At 39.1% G+C, this 17,775-nt stretch carries 12 protein-coding genes; 8 read left to right on the top strand and 4 right to left on the bottom strand.

Features of this window, described 5'->3' with window-relative positions:
- The first annotated feature begins 3 nt into the window (after positions 1 to 3).
- The 8 genes from recN to ACNI3T_RS14790 all read left to right on the top strand — a co-directional run bounded on the left by recN (position 4) and on the right by ACNI3T_RS14790 (position 12,682).
- Positions 4 to 1,656, top strand: a complete 1,653-nt coding sequence (gene recN / locus ACNI3T_RS14825; protein WP_418228488.1) for a DNA repair protein RecN — start codon at positions 4 to 6, stop codon at positions 1,654 to 1,656.
- A gap of 87 nt (positions 1,657 to 1,743) precedes the next feature.
- Complete coding sequence (locus ACNI3T_RS14820; RefSeq protein ID WP_418228487.1) at positions 1,744 to 2,565, top strand: enoyl-ACP reductase FabI; 822 nt, start codon at positions 1,744 to 1,746, stop codon at positions 2,563 to 2,565.
- A 75-nt stretch (positions 2,566 to 2,640) separates the two neighbouring features.
- Entirely contained in the window at positions 2,641 to 3,660 is a 1,020-nt protein-coding gene (locus ACNI3T_RS14815; RefSeq protein ID WP_418228486.1) for a glycosyltransferase family 2 protein, read from the top strand.
- Positions 3,644 to 4,591, top strand: a complete 948-nt coding sequence (locus ACNI3T_RS14810; protein WP_418228485.1) for a YbbR-like domain-containing protein — start codon at positions 3,644 to 3,646, stop codon at positions 4,589 to 4,591. The genes ACNI3T_RS14815 and ACNI3T_RS14810 overlap by 17 nt, the downstream gene beginning before the upstream one ends.
- Positions 4,588 to 5,178, top strand: a complete 591-nt coding sequence (gene coaE, locus ACNI3T_RS14805) for a dephospho-CoA kinase (RefSeq protein WP_418228484.1) — start codon at positions 4,588 to 4,590, stop codon at positions 5,176 to 5,178. The genes ACNI3T_RS14810 and coaE overlap by 4 nt, the downstream gene beginning before the upstream one ends.
- Positions 5,179 to 5,245: 67 nt before the next feature.
- Positions 5,246 to 6,823, top strand: coding sequence for a sensor histidine kinase (locus tag ACNI3T_RS14800; RefSeq protein ID WP_418228483.1), 1,578 nt, complete (start codon positions 5,246 to 5,248; stop codon positions 6,821 to 6,823).
- A gap of 3 nt (positions 6,824 to 6,826) precedes the next feature.
- Positions 6,827 to 7,549 carry a response regulator transcription factor gene (locus ACNI3T_RS14795; RefSeq protein ID WP_418228482.1) on the top strand — a complete coding sequence of 241 codons (723 nt, stop codon included), beginning with the start codon at positions 6,827 to 6,829 and terminating at the stop codon, positions 7,547 to 7,549.
- A 378-nt stretch (positions 7,550 to 7,927) separates the two neighbouring features.
- Entirely contained in the window at positions 7,928 to 12,682 is a 4,755-nt protein-coding gene (locus tag ACNI3T_RS14790) for an HYR domain-containing protein (RefSeq protein WP_418228481.1), read from the top strand.
- On the opposite strand, the gene miaA is transcribed toward ACNI3T_RS14790, so the two are convergent.
- The 4 genes from miaA to ACNI3T_RS14770 are packed head-to-tail and all read right to left on the bottom strand — an operon-like array spanning position 12,669 to position 17,767.
- The gene (gene miaA / locus ACNI3T_RS14785; RefSeq protein ID WP_418228480.1) at positions 12,669 to 13,580 is read right to left on the bottom strand and encodes a tRNA (adenosine(37)-N6)-dimethylallyltransferase MiaA; all 912 of its coding nucleotides are present in this window, start codon (positions 13,578 to 13,580) and stop codon (positions 12,669 to 12,671) included. The two genes, ACNI3T_RS14790 and miaA, sit on opposite strands and share 14 nt — an antisense overlap.
- Positions 13,573 to 14,397 (bottom strand): ion transporter, encoded by an 825-nt coding sequence (locus ACNI3T_RS14780; protein ID WP_418228479.1) that lies wholly within the window; start codon positions 14,395 to 14,397, stop codon positions 13,573 to 13,575. The genes miaA and ACNI3T_RS14780 overlap by 8 nt, the downstream gene beginning before the upstream one ends.
- A 24-nt stretch (positions 14,398 to 14,421) precedes the next feature.
- Entirely contained in the window at positions 14,422 to 16,401 is a 1,980-nt protein-coding gene (locus tag ACNI3T_RS14775) for a DUF3857 domain-containing protein (RefSeq protein WP_418228478.1), read from the bottom strand.
- Positions 16,394 to 17,767, bottom strand: a complete 1,374-nt coding sequence (locus ACNI3T_RS14770) for an exonuclease domain-containing protein (protein WP_418228477.1) — start codon at positions 17,765 to 17,767, stop codon at positions 16,394 to 16,396. Before ACNI3T_RS14770 ends, ACNI3T_RS14775 begins: the two co-directional genes overlap by 8 nt.
- Positions 17,768 to 17,775 lie beyond the last annotated feature (8 nt).

Below are 17,775 nucleotides of genomic sequence, written 5' to 3'. Positions count from 1 at the left end.
GAATTGCTTACATCTCTTTCCATAAAGAATTACGCGCTTATTGAAGATATTACGATGGATCTTCAATCTGGTTTTACGATTATTACCGGGGAAACCGGTGCCGGGAAATCTATCATGCTTGGTGCACTTGGTTTGTTGCTGGGAGATCGCGCAGACTTCAGTAGTATTAGAAATACTGAAAAGAAATGCGTTATCGAAGGTCATTTTAGCATTAAAGATTATGCTTTACAGCAATTCTTTGAAAAAGAAGATCTGGATTATGAGCAGACCAGTATCATTCGGCGTGAAATTTTACCCTCCGGGAAATCCCGTGCATTTATCAATGATACACCGGTGAAGATCACTTCTTTGCAAAAGCTGGGAACTTCCCTTATCGATATTCATAGTCAGCATGAGACCCTTAGTCTGGGAAATTCAGATTATCAATTCAATGTTATTGATACTATCGCAAAAAATGAAGGAAGTATACTTCAGTATAAAGCAGAATTGAGGGAGTACCGAAAATTTCAGAAGAGATTTGAAGAGTTAAAAGAAGAACAGGCGCAGGCATCAAAGGAATATGATTACAATCTTTTTCTTCTGAATGAACTGCAAGAAGCAAGGTTGAAATCAGGAATGCTGGAAGATCTCGAAGAACGCTATGAATCTTTGAACAATGTAGAGGAGCTTACTGAAAATCTAAGTGCGGCATTAAGCTCAATACAACAAGAAGAAATAGGAAGCCTGGAGACATTGAAGTCGGCTCGGTCCCATATTTCGAGAATAGCTAAATTCTCCGGAATTTATGATAATTTTCATGAAAGATTACAGAGTGCGATCATTGAACTCGACGATTTGGAAGCTGAAATGACAGATGCACTGGAAGCTGTGGAAGCAAATCCGGAAGAGCTGGAAAAAGTGAATCAGCAGCTGCAGGTGATCTATAATTTACAAAAAAAGCATAACGCTGAAAGTGTAGAAGAACTATTACAAATTGCGGAAGATCTTCAGGAGAAGGTTTCGGTAACAGAAAATGCGGAAGCTGCTTTGGAAGAAGCTGAGAAAGCGATCAAAAAACAATTTATCGTAATATCTGCTACTGCCGAGAAACTACATAAGAATCGTTTAAAAATCATCCCGGCCTTTATAGAACAGACGGAAATCATACTGAAAGATCTGGGAATGCCGAATGCGAGACTTTATATTGAGCTTAGTAGCACAAAAGAGTTTTTAAGTAACGGGAGCGATAAGCTCGAATGGTTCCTGGCGGCTAATAAAGGCGGAAGTTTTAAAGAGATCAAGAAAGCAGCGTCGGGTGGAGAACTTTCCAGAATTATGCTCGCAGTAAAAAGCATACTTGCAGCACAAAGTAAACTGCCAACGATCATTTTTGATGAAATTGATACTGGTGTTTCTGGAGATATTGCGCATAAAATGGGTGAGATTCTTGCCAGAATGGGCGCTAATATGCAGGTGATCGCGATCACTCATTTACCACAGATAGCCGGGAAGGGAAGTTCACATTTTAAGATATTTAAGGAGGACAGCGAGGTTGCAACTCAAACCAAGATCATAAAGCTGGAACAGGATCAAAGAATCGATGAACTGGCGATGATGCTTGGAGGTACTAGTGGAAGTGATTCTGCACGTGCCCATGCAAAAGCCCTGCTGAATTAATACCATATCATCTGAAGCCTAAAAGGCGGAGGATTTATTTCAACTTTGCTATATTTACAGGCTTAACAACCACAAAAAATAAATCACATGTCATATAACCTGCTAAAAGGTAAAAGAGGTATCATATTTGGTGCACTGGACGAAAATTCAATTGCCTGGAAAACAGCGGAAAGAGTTCACGAAGAAGGTGGAACTTTCGTGCTAACGAATGCTCCAATCGCAATGAGAATGGGAAGTATCAATCAACTGGCTGAAAAAACAGGTTCTGAGATCATTCCTGCAGATGCTACCAAAGTAGAAGATCTGGAAAATCTTGTAGAGAAGTCCATGGAGATCCTTGGAGGGAAGATCGATTTCGTTCTTCATTCTATCGGGATGTCTGTGAATGTTCGTAAAGGAAAACATTATACAGATATGAACTATGAATTCACGACCAAAGGTTGGGATGTTTCAGCTGTTTCTTTCCACAAAACTATGCAGGTATTGTATAAGAAAGATGCAATGAACGAGTGGGGAAGCATTGTAGCGCTAAGTTATATGGCGGCACAACGTGTATTCCCGGACTATAATGACATGGCTGATAACAAAGCATATCTGGAGTCTATTGCGCGTAGTTTTGGTTACTTCTTCGGAAAGGATAAAAAAGTAAGAGTGAATACTATTTCTCAATCTCCAACGCCAACTACCGCAGGAACTGGAGTTAAAGGCTTCGATGGTTTTATTGCATTTGCAGAAAAAATGTCTCCGCTTGGAAATGCTACCGCTTTAGAATGTGCAGATTACACCCTGACTTTATTCTCAGATCTTACCAGGAAGGTAACTCTTCAAAATCTATTCCATGATGGTGGATTCTCGAATACGGGGGTTAGCCAGGAAGTAATGGAGACTTTTGTTAAGGATTCAGAATAGTCATATTCCATATATAAACTGCCGGAACCTGAACAATATGTTCGGCTTCCGGCAGTTCTATTTTAAATAATCAACATGCAACCAGAATATTCATTTGTGATCCCTGTGTATAACAGACCTGACGAGATCAGGGAGTTATTGCAGAGCATGCTAAAGATGCGTGCCCCGGTTCCATTTGAAGTAGTGATTGTTGAAGATGGCTCTACAAATTCTTCAGAAGATGTTGTTGCTGAATTTCAGGATCAATTATTTATTAGTTATTATTATAAGAAAAATTCCGGCCCGGGTGATAGCAGGAACTACGGGATGAGAAAAGCCCAGGCTTCCTATTTCTTAATTCTGGATTCAGACGTGCTGATGCCTGAAGATTACCTCGAGGAGGTTCATGGATTTTTAACTGGCAATTTTCACGATTGTTTTGGAGGGCCAGATGCAGCCCATGAATCTTTTTCGAACACCCAGAAGGCGATAGATTACAGTATGACATCCTTGTTTACCACTGGTGGTATACGTGGAGGTAAGAAAGCAGTGGATGAATTCCAGCCCCGCAGTTTTAATATGGGCTTGAGTAAAAAAGCATTTGAACTCAGTGGTGGATTTGGCAGGATCCATCCCGGGGAAGACCCGGATTTGAGTTTAAGGTTAAAGAAATCGGGAATTAAAAGTTGTTTGATTCCAAAGGCCCGGGTGTTCCATAAGCGACGAATAGACTGGAAAAAGTTCTTTGTACAGGTTAAGAAGTTCGGGATGGTTCGGCCAATTTTGAATAAATGGCATCCTGGATCTGCAAAGATCACTTATTGGTTTCCTTCGTTATTCATAATGGGGCTTATACTTTCCATCCTCCTTTTATTTGCAGGCTTAAGTTTTTTTATAGGCTGTTATCTTATTTATTTCCTAATTATAGCTGTAGATGCAGCGATACGAAATAAAAGTCTATATATTGGATTGCTGGCTGTAAAAGCGGTGATCATCCAGTTTTCAGGATATGGTTATGGTTTTATAGTGTCCAATTATCGTATAAATATTCAGAAGCAAAAACCGGAAGTGGCATTTCCTCAATTATTTTTCATAAAGCATGGCAGCCAGGAATAGAAGAAGATTTAAGAAATCAAGCATAAAAACATTCGGTTTTTTCCTGATCTTTTCTGCGATCGTGTGGGTACTGGTCCAGTTTTCTAAAACGTATACTCAGGTGATCGAAGTACCTGTGAATTATCTTAATGTTCCCCTGGATAAAAGTATTTCTGAAGAGCGACCTGACCATGTGGATCTTCAGCTTCAGGATAATGGCTTCAGTATCTACTATTATAAGATCTTCAATCCGAAGCTTGATATAGATCTTTCCGAAGCTATTGAAAGTGATAAGAACCTGATCTATTCTATTGAGAATCATATAACGGCAATTGAACAACAACTAAAGGTAACCCTGGAAGATTCAAGGATAATCCAGGACGAGATCGTGATTCCGTTTCAATTTAAAAAAGAAAAAATGCTAAAGATCATCTCAAATGTTGAGGTGAGTTATGCAGTAGGTTATTCGGCAGACGAGCCTCTTCAACTAGTTCCCGATTCAGTAAAAGTTAGTGGACCCGAGGAAGTGATAGCCAAATTGAGTTCCATACCAACATTAAGTAAAAAACTGGAAAATGTAAATTCAGATGTTGACGGGAGTGTTAAACTGGACACTACGGGCTATGGTGAATTAAGTTTCTACGAAAATAGCGTACGGTATACCCAGGAAGTTGAAAAATTTACTGAAGGAAAAGCTGAAATCCCGGTAGAGGTCATTAACGTTCCAGATAATCTCAACCTGGCTTATTTCCCGAAGTCGGTTGTGGTGTATTACCAGGTAAACCTTGAAGATTTTGAAAATGTTGGGGCTTCCGACTTTTCCGTAGTATGCGATTATAAGAGTGTGAAGGAAGGTGACGATTATATGATCGCACAGATCAAAAGCAAACCGAAATTCGTTAATAATATTCGGCTAAACGAACGTAGAATTCAATTTGTGATCAAACGATGAAAATAGTAGGTCTTACCGGAGGAATTGGAAGTGGAAAAACTACAGTGGCGGGCTTTTTTAAAGATCTGGGTATTCCGGTCTATATCGCAGATGATGCAGGGAAAAGATTGCTGGCAGAAAATTCAGATATAAGAGAAAAGGTTAGCAAATTATTAGGTGTAGCTGCATACAATGAGCAAGTACCCGATAGAAAGTATATCGCAAATAAGGTATTTAAAGATAAGGACCTGCTTGAAAAATTGAATGCTATTATACATCCGGCAGTTGCTAGCGACTTTCAGGATTGGGTCTCAAAGCAAACTTCAGAATATATCATATACGAAGCAGCTATTCTGTTTGAAGCTGGAGGATATAAGAAATGCGATCTCAGCATTCTGGTGACTGCTCCACAGGAGTTAAAAATTGGAAGACTTCAAAAAAGAGATGATAGTACGGTAGAGGAAATTGAAGCCAGAATGGGACACCAGTGGCCAGATGAAAAGAAAGCTAAACTTGCCGATTTTCTTATAGAAAACAAGGATTTGCAGCAAACCAAACAAGAGGTTAGCGATATCCATATCCAAATCTTAAAAGCACGCGAAAATTGACGGAAGTTCTGTTAACATTTGGTTAAACAGCTTAAGCTCTAAATGTTAAAATATTACTTTTGACCGCATGAATAAGAAGCTTTTTGTCCTTCTCGTAGCGCTGATGAGCTTGTCTTTAATAGGCATCATATTCGTTCAGGGATATTGGATAAAGAGTACGATCGATGACAGGGAAGAGCAATTCTCCTATAACGCGAAACAGGCACTGATAAAGGTTTCCGAAGAAATTCAGAATTCAGAATTTGAACGTTATTACTTTCAGTTTAAGAATCCGGATAGTATCAATAGCACGTTAAGTGATCGCACACTTACTGAATATTTCTACTCGAACAAGGACGAAAACAGGAACGAAACCTATTTTAATTCTGAAACTATTTTAGAAGAAGATTATAAGGTTTCCTCAGGCTTTTTGCAGTTTGCCGAAGACAGTATCAAGTTCACTAAAATGATCAACAAGAAAGTGACAGATATTGTTCAGGAGAATAATCTTGAAGGCGGGAATTTAAGTGCAAGACAGCGAATTGAGCATATAGAGAGACTATCCAGGATGGAAGAGGTAGAGAAGGATATTCTTAGATCTGCGATTTCAGAACTGGTTGTAAGGATTCCTATTCATAACAGGGTTTCAGAAGATAAGATCAGGGAATTACTGGAAGAGCAGCTTGCAGAGAGAAACTTAAAGACCGCATTCGAATTTGGGATCTTTAATAATTCCATAGCTACTACGGTACATTCAGAAAATTTTAGTCTGGATCATCCAGCTACCTATGCTGTACCACTTTTTGTAGATTCTGCAGGAAGAAGCGGCTATCAGTTACTGGTAAACCTTACGAACCGAAAAGAAGCAGTTCTTTCTTCAGTAATATTAATGGCTTGTTTGTCGATCATTTTCACACTGATCATTGTAATCGCTTATTCCAGTGCATTATCTCAGCTAATTAAACAGAGACAGATCTCACAGATTAAAACTGACTTTATTAATAATATGACGCATGAGTTCAAGACTCCTATTGCGACGATAAATCTGGCCCTGGACGCGATTAAGAATCCTAAAGTAATCGAAGATCGTTCCAAGGTGAATAGATATTTACAGATGATCAGGGATGAGAATAAGAGAATGCACGCCCAGGTTGAAAATGTTCTACGGATTTCAAAACTGGAGAAAAACGAGCTGGATCTTAAGAAGGAAAGACACCAGTTGCACGATATTATTCTGGATGCGATCACGCATGTAGAGTTGATTATAGAAGACCGTGGCGGTTATGTACAGACTCATTTTGGAGCTTTACGTTCTTCGGTTCTTGCAAACCAGGATCATTTTACGAATGTTGTTGTAAATATATTGGATAACGCGATCAAATATTCAGAAGATGCTCCGAAAATCGATATCTATACAACGAACGTTAAGAATTATATCTATTGTGAAATAAGAGATCAGGGAGTCGGCATGACGAAACTGGTTCAAAAGAAAATATTTGAAAAATTTTATCGTGAACATACCGGTGATATCCATAATGTAAAGGGTCACGGACTTGGATTGGCTTATGCCAGACAGATCGTGGACGACCATCATGGACAGATCACCGTAACCAGCGAAAAAGGGAAGGGTAGTACCTTCATCATTAAATTACCACTAATATCTTAAAATATGGAAACTGAAAACAAAAAAATTCTATTAGTAGAGGATGATCCAAATTTTGGAACTGTCCTTAAAGATTACCTTGCGATGAACGATTACGAGGTGATTCACGCCAAAAATGGTATGGAAGGATTCGAAAAATTCAAAAAAGATGATTTCGATCTTTGTATCCTGGATGTGATGATGCCTTATAAAGATGGTTTTACTCTTGCTAAAGAGATTCGTGAGAAGAACGAAGAAGTGCCGATCATCTTTTTAACGGCTAAAGCCATGAAAGAAGATGTATTGAAAGGTTACAAGGTTGGAGCAGATGATTACCTGAATAAGCCTTTTGATTCTGAAGTACTTCTAATGAAGATCAAAGCAATCATGCAGCGTAAGGCTACAGATAGCGTTGCAGATTCCAAGCAATTTGAATTCGAAATTGGTGGTTTTCACCTGAATTCCAAACTTAGATTCTTAACCTTTAGAGATGAAGAGCCTCAGAAGCTTTCTCCAAAAGAAAACGAATTATTGAGACTACTTGCTTTGCATGAAAATGATTTGATGCCTAGAGAGTTGGCCTTAACTAAGATATGGAGAGACGATAACTACTTTACTTCAAGAAGTATGGATGTTTATATCGCTAAACTAAGAAAGTATCTTAAGAAAGATGAAAATGTGGAAATTCTGAATATCCACGGTGAAGGTTTTAGACTTGTGATCAAGAACAAGGAAGAGACCGAAGCATAATAAAAATTATTCAGTTTCCGGGAGGTGCTGCATCATAACACTCGTTATGATGCGGTATCATTTCTCGTGATGGCTTTTTTCTAGCTATCGAAGGAGTTTCTCTAAATACGAAAATTTACCTACCGCCGCATTCTTAACATGAAAATAAGAGCGGTTTTCTTACAATATGTATCTTTACGGCATTCCATAAAATGCCCTAGATTGATAAATGCAGCAGATATACCTACCTACAGGAGTTCTTTTCTAAGAAAAGTCTGCATTAGCTTATTCTTAATTTTATTTTTTAGCGTCAATAGTTTTGGGCAGGATCCAACTGAGGCTGTTCCTTCTCATGATTGGCTCAATAAAGTTGATCTTGTTAATCAGACTTTAACTAGTTTGGATACAGATGAAATTCCTATTAGTATTGATGTGTCACCCGATAACTTTCTTTACATTCTAACCTTCGGAAATGGAATTCAGAAAAGAAATTCCGATGGTACAATCGTTACATCTAATTTCATAACCGGACTTAGTAGTCCGCTGGATTTCGTAATTGATAACGAAGGTTTTTTTTACGTTGCAGATTATTCTGAAGATGGTTCTTGTTCGGAAAATGGTAAAATAAGAATCTTCAACCCTGATGGCTCTTTCGATAGAATTATATACACTGGATTTTATCGGCCACTAGGAATTGATGTTGATAGTGACGGTAATTTATATGTGGCTGAATATAATCCTCCCGGTAATGGTTGTGAAGGTGATGAACTTAGCAGAGTAAGCATCTACAGTCAAAATGGGATTAGAATTGCACAGAATAGAAATGTTGAACGACCATATAGAATTGCTGTTAGTGCAGAAAAGAATGTTTATTTAAGTCAGGAAGGTGCAGGTGATCCCGCAGTTCTTACTTTAGATAGCAATTTGGATATAACTGGTTTGTTACCGAATATTCAATCTCCCGGAAGTATAAATATAGATTTATTTGGCTTTATACATGTAATAGAGTATGCAGGTAGAATTGATTTCAGTCAATTTATAAATTTTGAAAATTTAAGTTTTGGAGAAATTCAGGATATCGCTGAAGAGATAGATGATGGGATAGATGATAATTCATATTTCATCAGAATATATGATCAGGCTGAGAATTTTGAGAGAAAAGTAACTGAAAAGATTGAATTTCCCGTTGATCTTGCTTTTGGGAATTGTAACCGGATGTATGTAGACAATGCGTATGCTGATGGTAGAAATACAATCTTTGGATATCTTCCGGAAGAATTTGAATTCGATCTTGAGATATACCAAAGAACCCCTGTATTTGACAATGAAGTTCCAATAATTACATGTCCTGAAAATTTAGTATTGGAAATTGCTGAGGGAGAAAATGAGGTTGAGGTTACTTATTCTATACCAATTGCTACAGATCAAAATAATGTTGAAGTAGAACTTATTGCCGGGCCAGAATCGGGTGATTTTAGGGCTACAGGTATTTACAATGTCGTTTATGAAGCTACAGATCTTTGCGGCAATAAAGCTAGGTGTACTTTTAAGGTCACAGTAAATGCACCAGATGTACAAGACACACCACCAGAATTCGACAATTGCCCACCAAATATTACTGAAGAAAATGATCCCGGAGAATGTGGAGCCGTAGTAAGATTTGATACTCCAACGGCTACTGATGAAAATGGAAATGTTCAAGTTACTAGAATAGACGAAAATACAGATCTGGTTTCAGGAAGTTTTTATCCAGTTGGAACCACAACGATTACTTTTCAGGCAGATGATGGAACGAACGATCCGGTCCAATGCAGTTTTGAGATCGTAGTTCAGGATATTGAAGGTCCTGATTTGATAAGCTGTCCATCAAATATTAATGAAACTGTTCCTTTTGGGGAGACTGGAAAAGTTATTGATTACGAAAATCCAACCTTTGATGATAATTGTCCCGGAGCGACTATCATACAAACTGCAGGTCTACCATCAGGTTCTGAGTTTCCATTAGGCTCTACTACAAATACTTTCGTAATCACAGATAAGAATGAGAATGCTGAAACCTGTAGTTTTACAGTTACGATTACTGAGGAACCAGAAGATACACCACCAGAATTTGACAATTGCCCAACCCAAGATATTGAAGAAGCCAATGATCCCGGTGAATGTGGAGCCGTAGTAACATTTGTTAGTCCAACGGCAAGCGATGAAAATGGAAATGTTGAGGTCACTAGAATAGACGAAAATACAGATTTAGTTTCCGGAAGTTTATTCCCCGTTGGAACCACAACGATTATTTTTCAGGCAAATGATGGAACAAACGATCCCGTTACCTGCAGTTTTGATATCGTAGTTCAGGATACTGAAGCTCCAATATTAACTTGCGTACCAGACATTACTGCTCAGGCAACACCTGGATCTGATTCAAAAACTATAAATTTCTCGCTACCTACAGTTCGAGATTTATGTGATGGGGTTTTACAATCCAGGGTTTCTGAGGGAAGCTTGATATCTGGAAGCAATTTCCCGATTGGTTCTACTGATGTAGTTTTTCAGGCAACTGATTCCAACGGTAATGTTGGCTTCTGTACTTTAAATGTTAATATTCTTCCTCCCAATTTTGCACCTTCAATAGAATGTCCTGATGATATTTCCATTAACAATGACAGCGGAATTTGCGGAGCAATAGTAGAATTTGAAGAACCGTCTGTGACCGATCCTGAAGGCGATGATCTTACAATTATCCGTACCGATAATTTAGATCTTGATTCAGGCGATGTGTTTCCAGTAGGCATCACTACGATTGCTTATGAGGTTGCCGATGGAATTAATGATCCCGTCTCCTGTAGCTTCACAATTACTGTTGAAAATACAGAACAACCTAATTTCACTTTCTGTCCCAATGATATTTCAGAGTTACTGGAAGCTTCAGAATCTGGAAAGATCATCACGTTTGATCTTCCGCAATTTGAGGATAACTGTTCAGAAGCAGAATTGTTTCAAACTGAAGGACCTACATCTGGAGAGTTTTTTGGGATTGGTGAAACTGAAGTCCGATTTGAGTTGCGTGTGAATAATACGGTGGTAGATCAGTGCTCCTTTTCAGTTAATCTAGTCCGCCAGACAGCAACCTTTCAATGCATCGAATCGATCACGGTAAACCTTGGAGAAGATTCTCAGAATTCACCGGTGACAGAAATACCAACTTCAGAATTTATTCTGTCTGATAGCTCTAATCTTGATTTTGAACTAAATGTTCAGCAATTCACTTGCGAGGATATTGGGACTTTTGAGCTGCCTATCACAGCAACAGACATTAATACAGGTGAACAATTTTCATGTACAGTAGAGGTTACAGTTCGCGATGTTGGCGCACCACTTATTATTTGTCCGGCAGATATTCAGCAACGGGTAATACCTGCAGGAGGAGATTTCGTATTACCGGAGGTAACCGATCGCTTTACTGTTACCGATAATTGTACCGCTTTTGAAGATCTGGAAATCGTTCAGAATCCGCAGGCGGGTACTACATATTCAGAAGCAGGGGATTATATAGTGATAATCACGGCTACCGATTCTGCTGGAAATACTGAAGAGTGCCAGGTAACGTACAGATTGACCCTGGACGAAGAGCCCGAAGAATTTGCGCTCAATTGTCCGCAGAATGAAAGTGTAATCAAAGCTGATGATAACTGTGAATACATAGTACCTGATTTTTCGAGTACTATCATTTACTCACCTGCTAATGCAACTTTCTCCCAATCTATACCAGCAGGAACGAGAATAGAACAGTCAACGAGCATTGAAATTACCGCAAGTTTTGAAGGAGAATCAGACTCCTGTACTTTCGAACTTGTATTAAAAGACAATACATCACCCATGCTTAGTTGTCCTGATAATCGAATGATAGTAGTTGCAGAAGGTGAAAGTGTTGAAATCCCGGACTATCGAGGGGAATTGGAGGTAAGCGACAATTGCGGACTGGCGGAGATTATTCAGGAACCGGCACCCGGGACGCAAATTTCAGAAGATACTGAGGTGAGTTTCATAGCTTATGACACCTCAAATACTAACAATGCTTCAGAATGTAGTTTCATGCTGACCTTAGCTGTCGATACTGAAGGAAACGATATTCCTATTGCGAATGAGGATTTCTATTCCACACCCGTCAACACCATCTTAAATATTTCCGCAGAAGAAGGAGTTCTGGCGAATGATATGGATGCAGATGGAGATGAGCTTACGGCAACGCTTGTTGAAGATGTAACCAATGGAACGCTTCAGTTAAATCCTGATGGGTCTTTTGTCTATACTCCAAATGATGGATATATTGGTGACGACACTTTTGTATACTATGTTTTCGATGGTTTTACTGAAGTTGAAACGACGGTTTCTATTAGTGTAGTGTCAGTAGACACCGGAGGATTTCAGTGTGTAGAGTCTTATGTTCTCGAACTGGATGAAAACGGGATAGCTAAGCTCCAGATTACTGAATTGTACACTGGTGATGCCTCAGGAGTCAGTTTTAGCCTAGATAAGGAGAATTTCGACTGTGACGACCTTGGAGCTAATCAGGTTATATTAAGCTATTCAGGAGATGAAAATGGTTCCTGTGACATAAGTATCGAAGTGGTTGATCGAATCAAACCCGAAATTGAAGTTCAGAATATCGGTATCGATCTTGATCTTACCGGAACTGCAACTATTACTCCGCGGGACGTACTTGTCAATTTCAGCGATAATTGTGACAACGATCTTAGCTATGAATTAAGCCGAAGTACTTTTAGTTGCAAGGACCTTGGATGGAATGAGATTAACGTGATCGCAACAGATGCCAGCGGAAACTCCAGTACAACTTCTGTAGAAGTACAGGTTTTTGCTGAAAGCGGAATTTGCGATGACACTACAGAAGGTTCAGAATACATCTTTATATATCCCAACCCAAATCAAGGTAGTTTTAAAGTAGCAACCCCAGCCGATGTCACTATTTCCAGGATCGAAGTATTCGATCACCGGGGAAGATTTATCACCGGTAAAGATTTTGCTCCAACCGTTGGAGAATACGCAATTAGTACCGGGCCATTGCAGGAAGCTGTGTACGTGGTCAAAATCATCACCAACGAGGGTGAAAAAACCAAACGATTTATTATAAAGAATTGATCTTTTCCTGCAGGTGTGCTGCTATCAATTCGAAATTGGTAGTACGATCAAACCAGGTAATAGTTTCATCTTTTCTAAACCAGGTCAATTGTCTTTTTGCAAACCTTCGCGTATTTTTTTTGATCTCACCAACGGCAGTTTCGAAATCCCATTGATCATCAAAGTAGGTAAACAACTCTTTGTAGCCCACCGTATTCAAGGCATTGTATTTTCTGGAAGGATATAGTTGTCTGGCCTCTTCTACTAAACCATTTTCGATCATGAGGTCCACCCTTTGGTTGATACGGTCATATATTTCTTCTCTTTCGGCAGTTAAACCAATAGAAATTGTCTCAAAATTTCTGGCGTTCTTTTTCTTCTTTAGAAAAGATGAAAAAGCTTTACCGGTGCCTATGCAAATTTCTAGAGCACGAATAAGGCGATGTGGATTTTGAATATCGGCTACTGCATAATATTCCGGATCCATCTTCTGTAGCTTTTGCTGAAGTGATTGCAGACCGTGTTTTGACAATTCTTCATTCAGTTTAATACGAATATTGCCATCTATTTCGGGGAAATGATCGAGACCTTCCACCACAGCTTTGGTGTACAATCCGCTGCCGCCTACCATTACCACAACATTATGTTTTTCGAAAAGTTCATCTAGTTTTGTAAGTGCTTCCCTTTCAAAATCTCCAACATTGTAATCTTCAGTAATTGATCTGTGCTGAATAAAATGATGCTGAGCTGCTGCGAGTTCTTCCGGTTCGGGTACTGCCGTTCCAATCGACATTTCCTCATAGAACTGCCGCGAATCTGCTGATAATACTTCAGTTTTGAAAAGGTTCGCAATTTTGATCGAGAGTGCAGTTTTCCCAATAGCAGTAGGACCCACAATATTGATAAGTGTCTTAGTCATTTAATTCGTATCCACAACTATGACAGTATTCAGCGTCATCCAAGTGCTTTGTTTCATTGCAATTAGGACAAGCCTGAGTATTTTTTGGAGCATCGGTTGCCTTGCTATATTCTGCGCTCACAATGCCCGTAGGAACTGCAATTATTCCGTATCCCGTGATCATAATTACTGAAGCGATCAGTCTGCCCACCGGCGTGACCGGGGCTATATCACCAAATCCAACCGTAGTTAATGTTACGATACACCAGTAAATTGAAAGAGGGATATTATTGAATCCGCCATTCTCGCCTTCAACAAGGTGCATTAAGGTCCCGGCGATAATACAAATGATTAAAACCGCGAATAAAAAGACAAGAATTTTCGCTTTGGAATTCTTTAATGCAGAGACCAGTTTCTGAGATTCTCCAACATAACGGGTAATTTTTAGTACTCTGAATACTCTTAGTAATCGCAGTGCTCTAATGGCAAACAAAAGGTTGGCGCCTCCAAACAAGAACCCGATATAACTAGGGATCGTAGATAGAAGGTCCACCATTCCGAAGAAACTGAAGATATAACGCTTCGGTTTATTGATCGTAATGATCCTTAGAACGTACTCAATGGTAAAGATCACCGTGATCACCCATTCAGCAATGTAGAATTCGGTCGCATATTTTTCCAGCATCCACGAGACGCTTTCCATCATTACTAACGCAACGCTAATAAGAATAACCAGCAAAATTGCCACATCGAAGGTTTTACCAGCCGGAGTATCGGCTTCGTAAATCACCTCATGCAGCTTGTGTTTCCAATCGGGAAGTTTTTCTTTATTATTCAAAATCTACGATTAATAAGGTCTAATTTAACTATTTTCCTCGAGTACAATGAGCGACTGACTTTGAACTGTCATCAATTCATTAAAGAATTTTTTGAGTCCGTCGTAGTATTCCGGAGTATATAGCGTTTGAGAAAGCGTCATTCGGCATTGAACCATGACTACATTTTCAGAAAAACTAACGGCATTAAAGATCAAAGCTCCTCCGTTCCCCGGTAACCTGATGGCCTTTTGCTCCGGAAGTTCTTTTACTGAATAGCCTTTTGGAATATGAATTTCTGCGGAATAGCTAAAAGCATTCCTGTATCCGAAGTCAATTGGATAGGTACGCTCATCCAGATTAAAAGGATTTTTTTCGAAAAACTGAAAGCTGAAAGGATTCAAATAGATAAGATCATTGATCTTCTGACTCACATTTTCAAGCGTGTATTCGATCTGGAGTCCGTTTTCAACATCATCAAGGTTTTCTACCGTGATATCTGTAGATCTCGTGAATTGCTGTGCTTTAGAAAGGTCCTGGAATATCTTGTCTTTACCGTTTTCCTTGATCTTATTTCTGAAATTCACGGCATGATAACCACTCAAATGCTGATTAGATGTTCCTGAAGCTGTACCATCCTTGTGCACTTTTATAGAATCTCTAAAAGCGTAATTGCTAAAGTCATTTGGTTCGATCGACATCCAGTCACTGGAACCATCCAGGTTTACTTTACGCGCATAGGCATTTAGGGCGCGAAATGGGAGTCGGCCAAAATCCAGCTGCTCATCGGTTAGGTCGAGATTGTATTCCTTTCCATCTAGATTTAGCTGAATGAAGAAATAATTATATTCTGAAATTGCAGGATGAACCCTTGGAGCGAAACCGTTTCTTCGGGTTGAAGCCAGCACAGGAAAAACATTAAATTCTTCTGCGGCATATACATTATGCAACAGACTATTAATTTCAAGAACACTTCCAGATTTACTATCTACGATATCTTTGATGTTCATATCACCATGAATGTCGTATTCGCCGTTCCACTTGTAATTCTCCTGAATAAAGTAGTATATCTTTTTTGCCTTTTCCAGCGTATTTGGAAGACTGCTAATTGCTTCAGGAAGTACATCCTTTACGGCATTGTCTTTTTTCCACTGTTTTCCCCAATTGCTGGATGTTCTAATCTCTTTATCTGCATCATCCCAGGTTAGGGTGTATTTACGTTCAAAACCATCGGTTCTGGTGACCTGCTTCAATTCGTACTCGATCTTAGCGATATAATTGTCTTCGCTGGTCATGTAATCTTCCTCAATAAACGCAGGAATATCTTTCATTACATACAAGGTTTCTACGCAATCTGCCATGGAAGAAGTAATACCGAAACTAATACAATGTTCGAGGACTTTATCTTCATGTTTGTGCAACTTCCTTCCTCCGGTAAGCGTAGTGTGATATTCATAATTTGCTGGGATCTTCGACGTGAACTGCGAATGCATCTTCGGAATATCCTCCTGAAATTCCCAGGTTCTGAAATTAAATGTAAATGGAGAAACGATCTTATATGAAAGCTGAATGACATCTCCCGGTTCCACATCTGGAAACGCGAAAGAAAATTCGTTGTAGAACTTATGCTCGCTTTCGAAAGTAGCCGATGTTTCTACTTTTTTCTTGATGATACGACCGTCAACTAATTTAAACGTATGAGCTTTAAGATCTTTCAATTCCATAGCCTTTTCGCTATCTCTATTCTTTCCCAGCTGCACTTTTATAGTAGCATAATCAATTCCTTGCTTATCCAGAATCTTGATCTTCGCCTTATAATTGGTTACCAGATCGTGATCTTCGTCTGGATCAAATTCAGTAAAACCGGACTCGTAGATATAAACAGCATGCGCCGTGGTATCTGGGGCGTAATTAGTTGCTAATAGGTCTTCTCTTGATACTTCAAATTCTTCAGTAGAATAATTAGAATTCTGTGCAGGAACAAAGCTGATACATAATAAAAATACCAGCGTAAAAAATTTACTCATGAATGGATAATTGGATGATTTTAAATTGATGCTTTTTTCTTAAAAAGCTTTGGATAATATGTTCAGCATCACGGTTATTATTCATGGGTGTGATAATAGACCTGATGATGTCCAGATTGTTGATCTGGTGATTTAAATTGAAGTAACCTACGCCTTTAAATTCGCCATCCTCGATCAATAAAGCGCTCTTTTCATCTACTTCTCTTCCACGACCCACCAATAGCATATCCTTGTTTTCGTAAGAATAGCGATCAATAAGTTCACGCACTCGTTCATTATAGGTTTCTGGTTGTTCCTCTTCCACGCAGGCACCGTGGCAGCTCTTGATAGTATGTGCAAAGCAATTTCCACTGCCCCCGTGTAATCCAGATAATCTCTCACACAATTCATATTCCTCAACCCATTTGGTTAAAGAGTTCTTCGCAGAACGCAAAGAACTGAAGGTGGTGATACGATCCCTGGAATTTACAGCCTTACCGATTTTTAAATTGATATAGCCTTTTTCGTCTACTGAATGATATAAAGCATGACTGAAAATATCTCTTTTTAAAGCCCGGTTATATTTAGGTTTTATCTGTTTTATTTCCTGGTTCTCTTTTAATAGCGCAATGAGCTCATTGCCGGTAAGTTCAAAAGATACTGAAGCTACCTTTTTCTGCATTTCCCGCGACTTTGGATTGTCATTGGTAAAATGCTGATTTACTCTTTTCCTGATATTTCTCGACTTCCCAACATAGATGATATCTCCATTCTCATTATGGAAATAGTAAACACCTGTTTCTGAAGGAAGTTCTTCCAGTATGAATACCAGCTTTGTATCGAGGTTTTTTTTTGGTTCTTTTCGAACATGCTCCTTCATAATGTCTTTTTCGACATCTTTCGCAAGAAGCATTTTAAATAATTTGATAGTCGCCTGTGCATCGCCTGAAGCCCTGTGACGATCACTCAATGGAATCCCCAGCGATCTTACCAGTTTGCCTAAGCTATAAGAAGGCTGACCGGGAATTAACTTCTGAGAAAGTTCCACGGTGCAAAGACTCTGGCGTTCGTATTCGAAGCCTAGTCTTCTAAATTCAGTTCTTAGGATTCGGTAATCGAATTTAGCGTTATGCGCAACCAGGATACAATCTTTGGTGATTTCTACTATTCGTTTAGCTACTTCATAGAACTTAGGAGCATTCCGAAGCATATCATTATTGATCCCGGTTAGATTAACCACGAACGGCTGGATAGGCTGTTCTGGATTTACCAGGCTAATGAATTGATCCACGACCTTAAGGCCATCGAACTTATAAATTGCTATTTCGGTGATCCCTTCCTCATTATATTTCCCACCGGTGGTTTCTATGTCTAGTATAGCGTACAAATACTCTC

Source organism: Christiangramia qingdaonensis, assembly GCF_048381525.1.
Lineage (GTDB): Bacteria > Bacteroidota > Bacteroidia > Flavobacteriales > Flavobacteriaceae > Christiangramia.
Note: the sequence above shows the minus strand (reverse complement) of the source record. Positions and strands in the feature narration are given on the sequence as shown.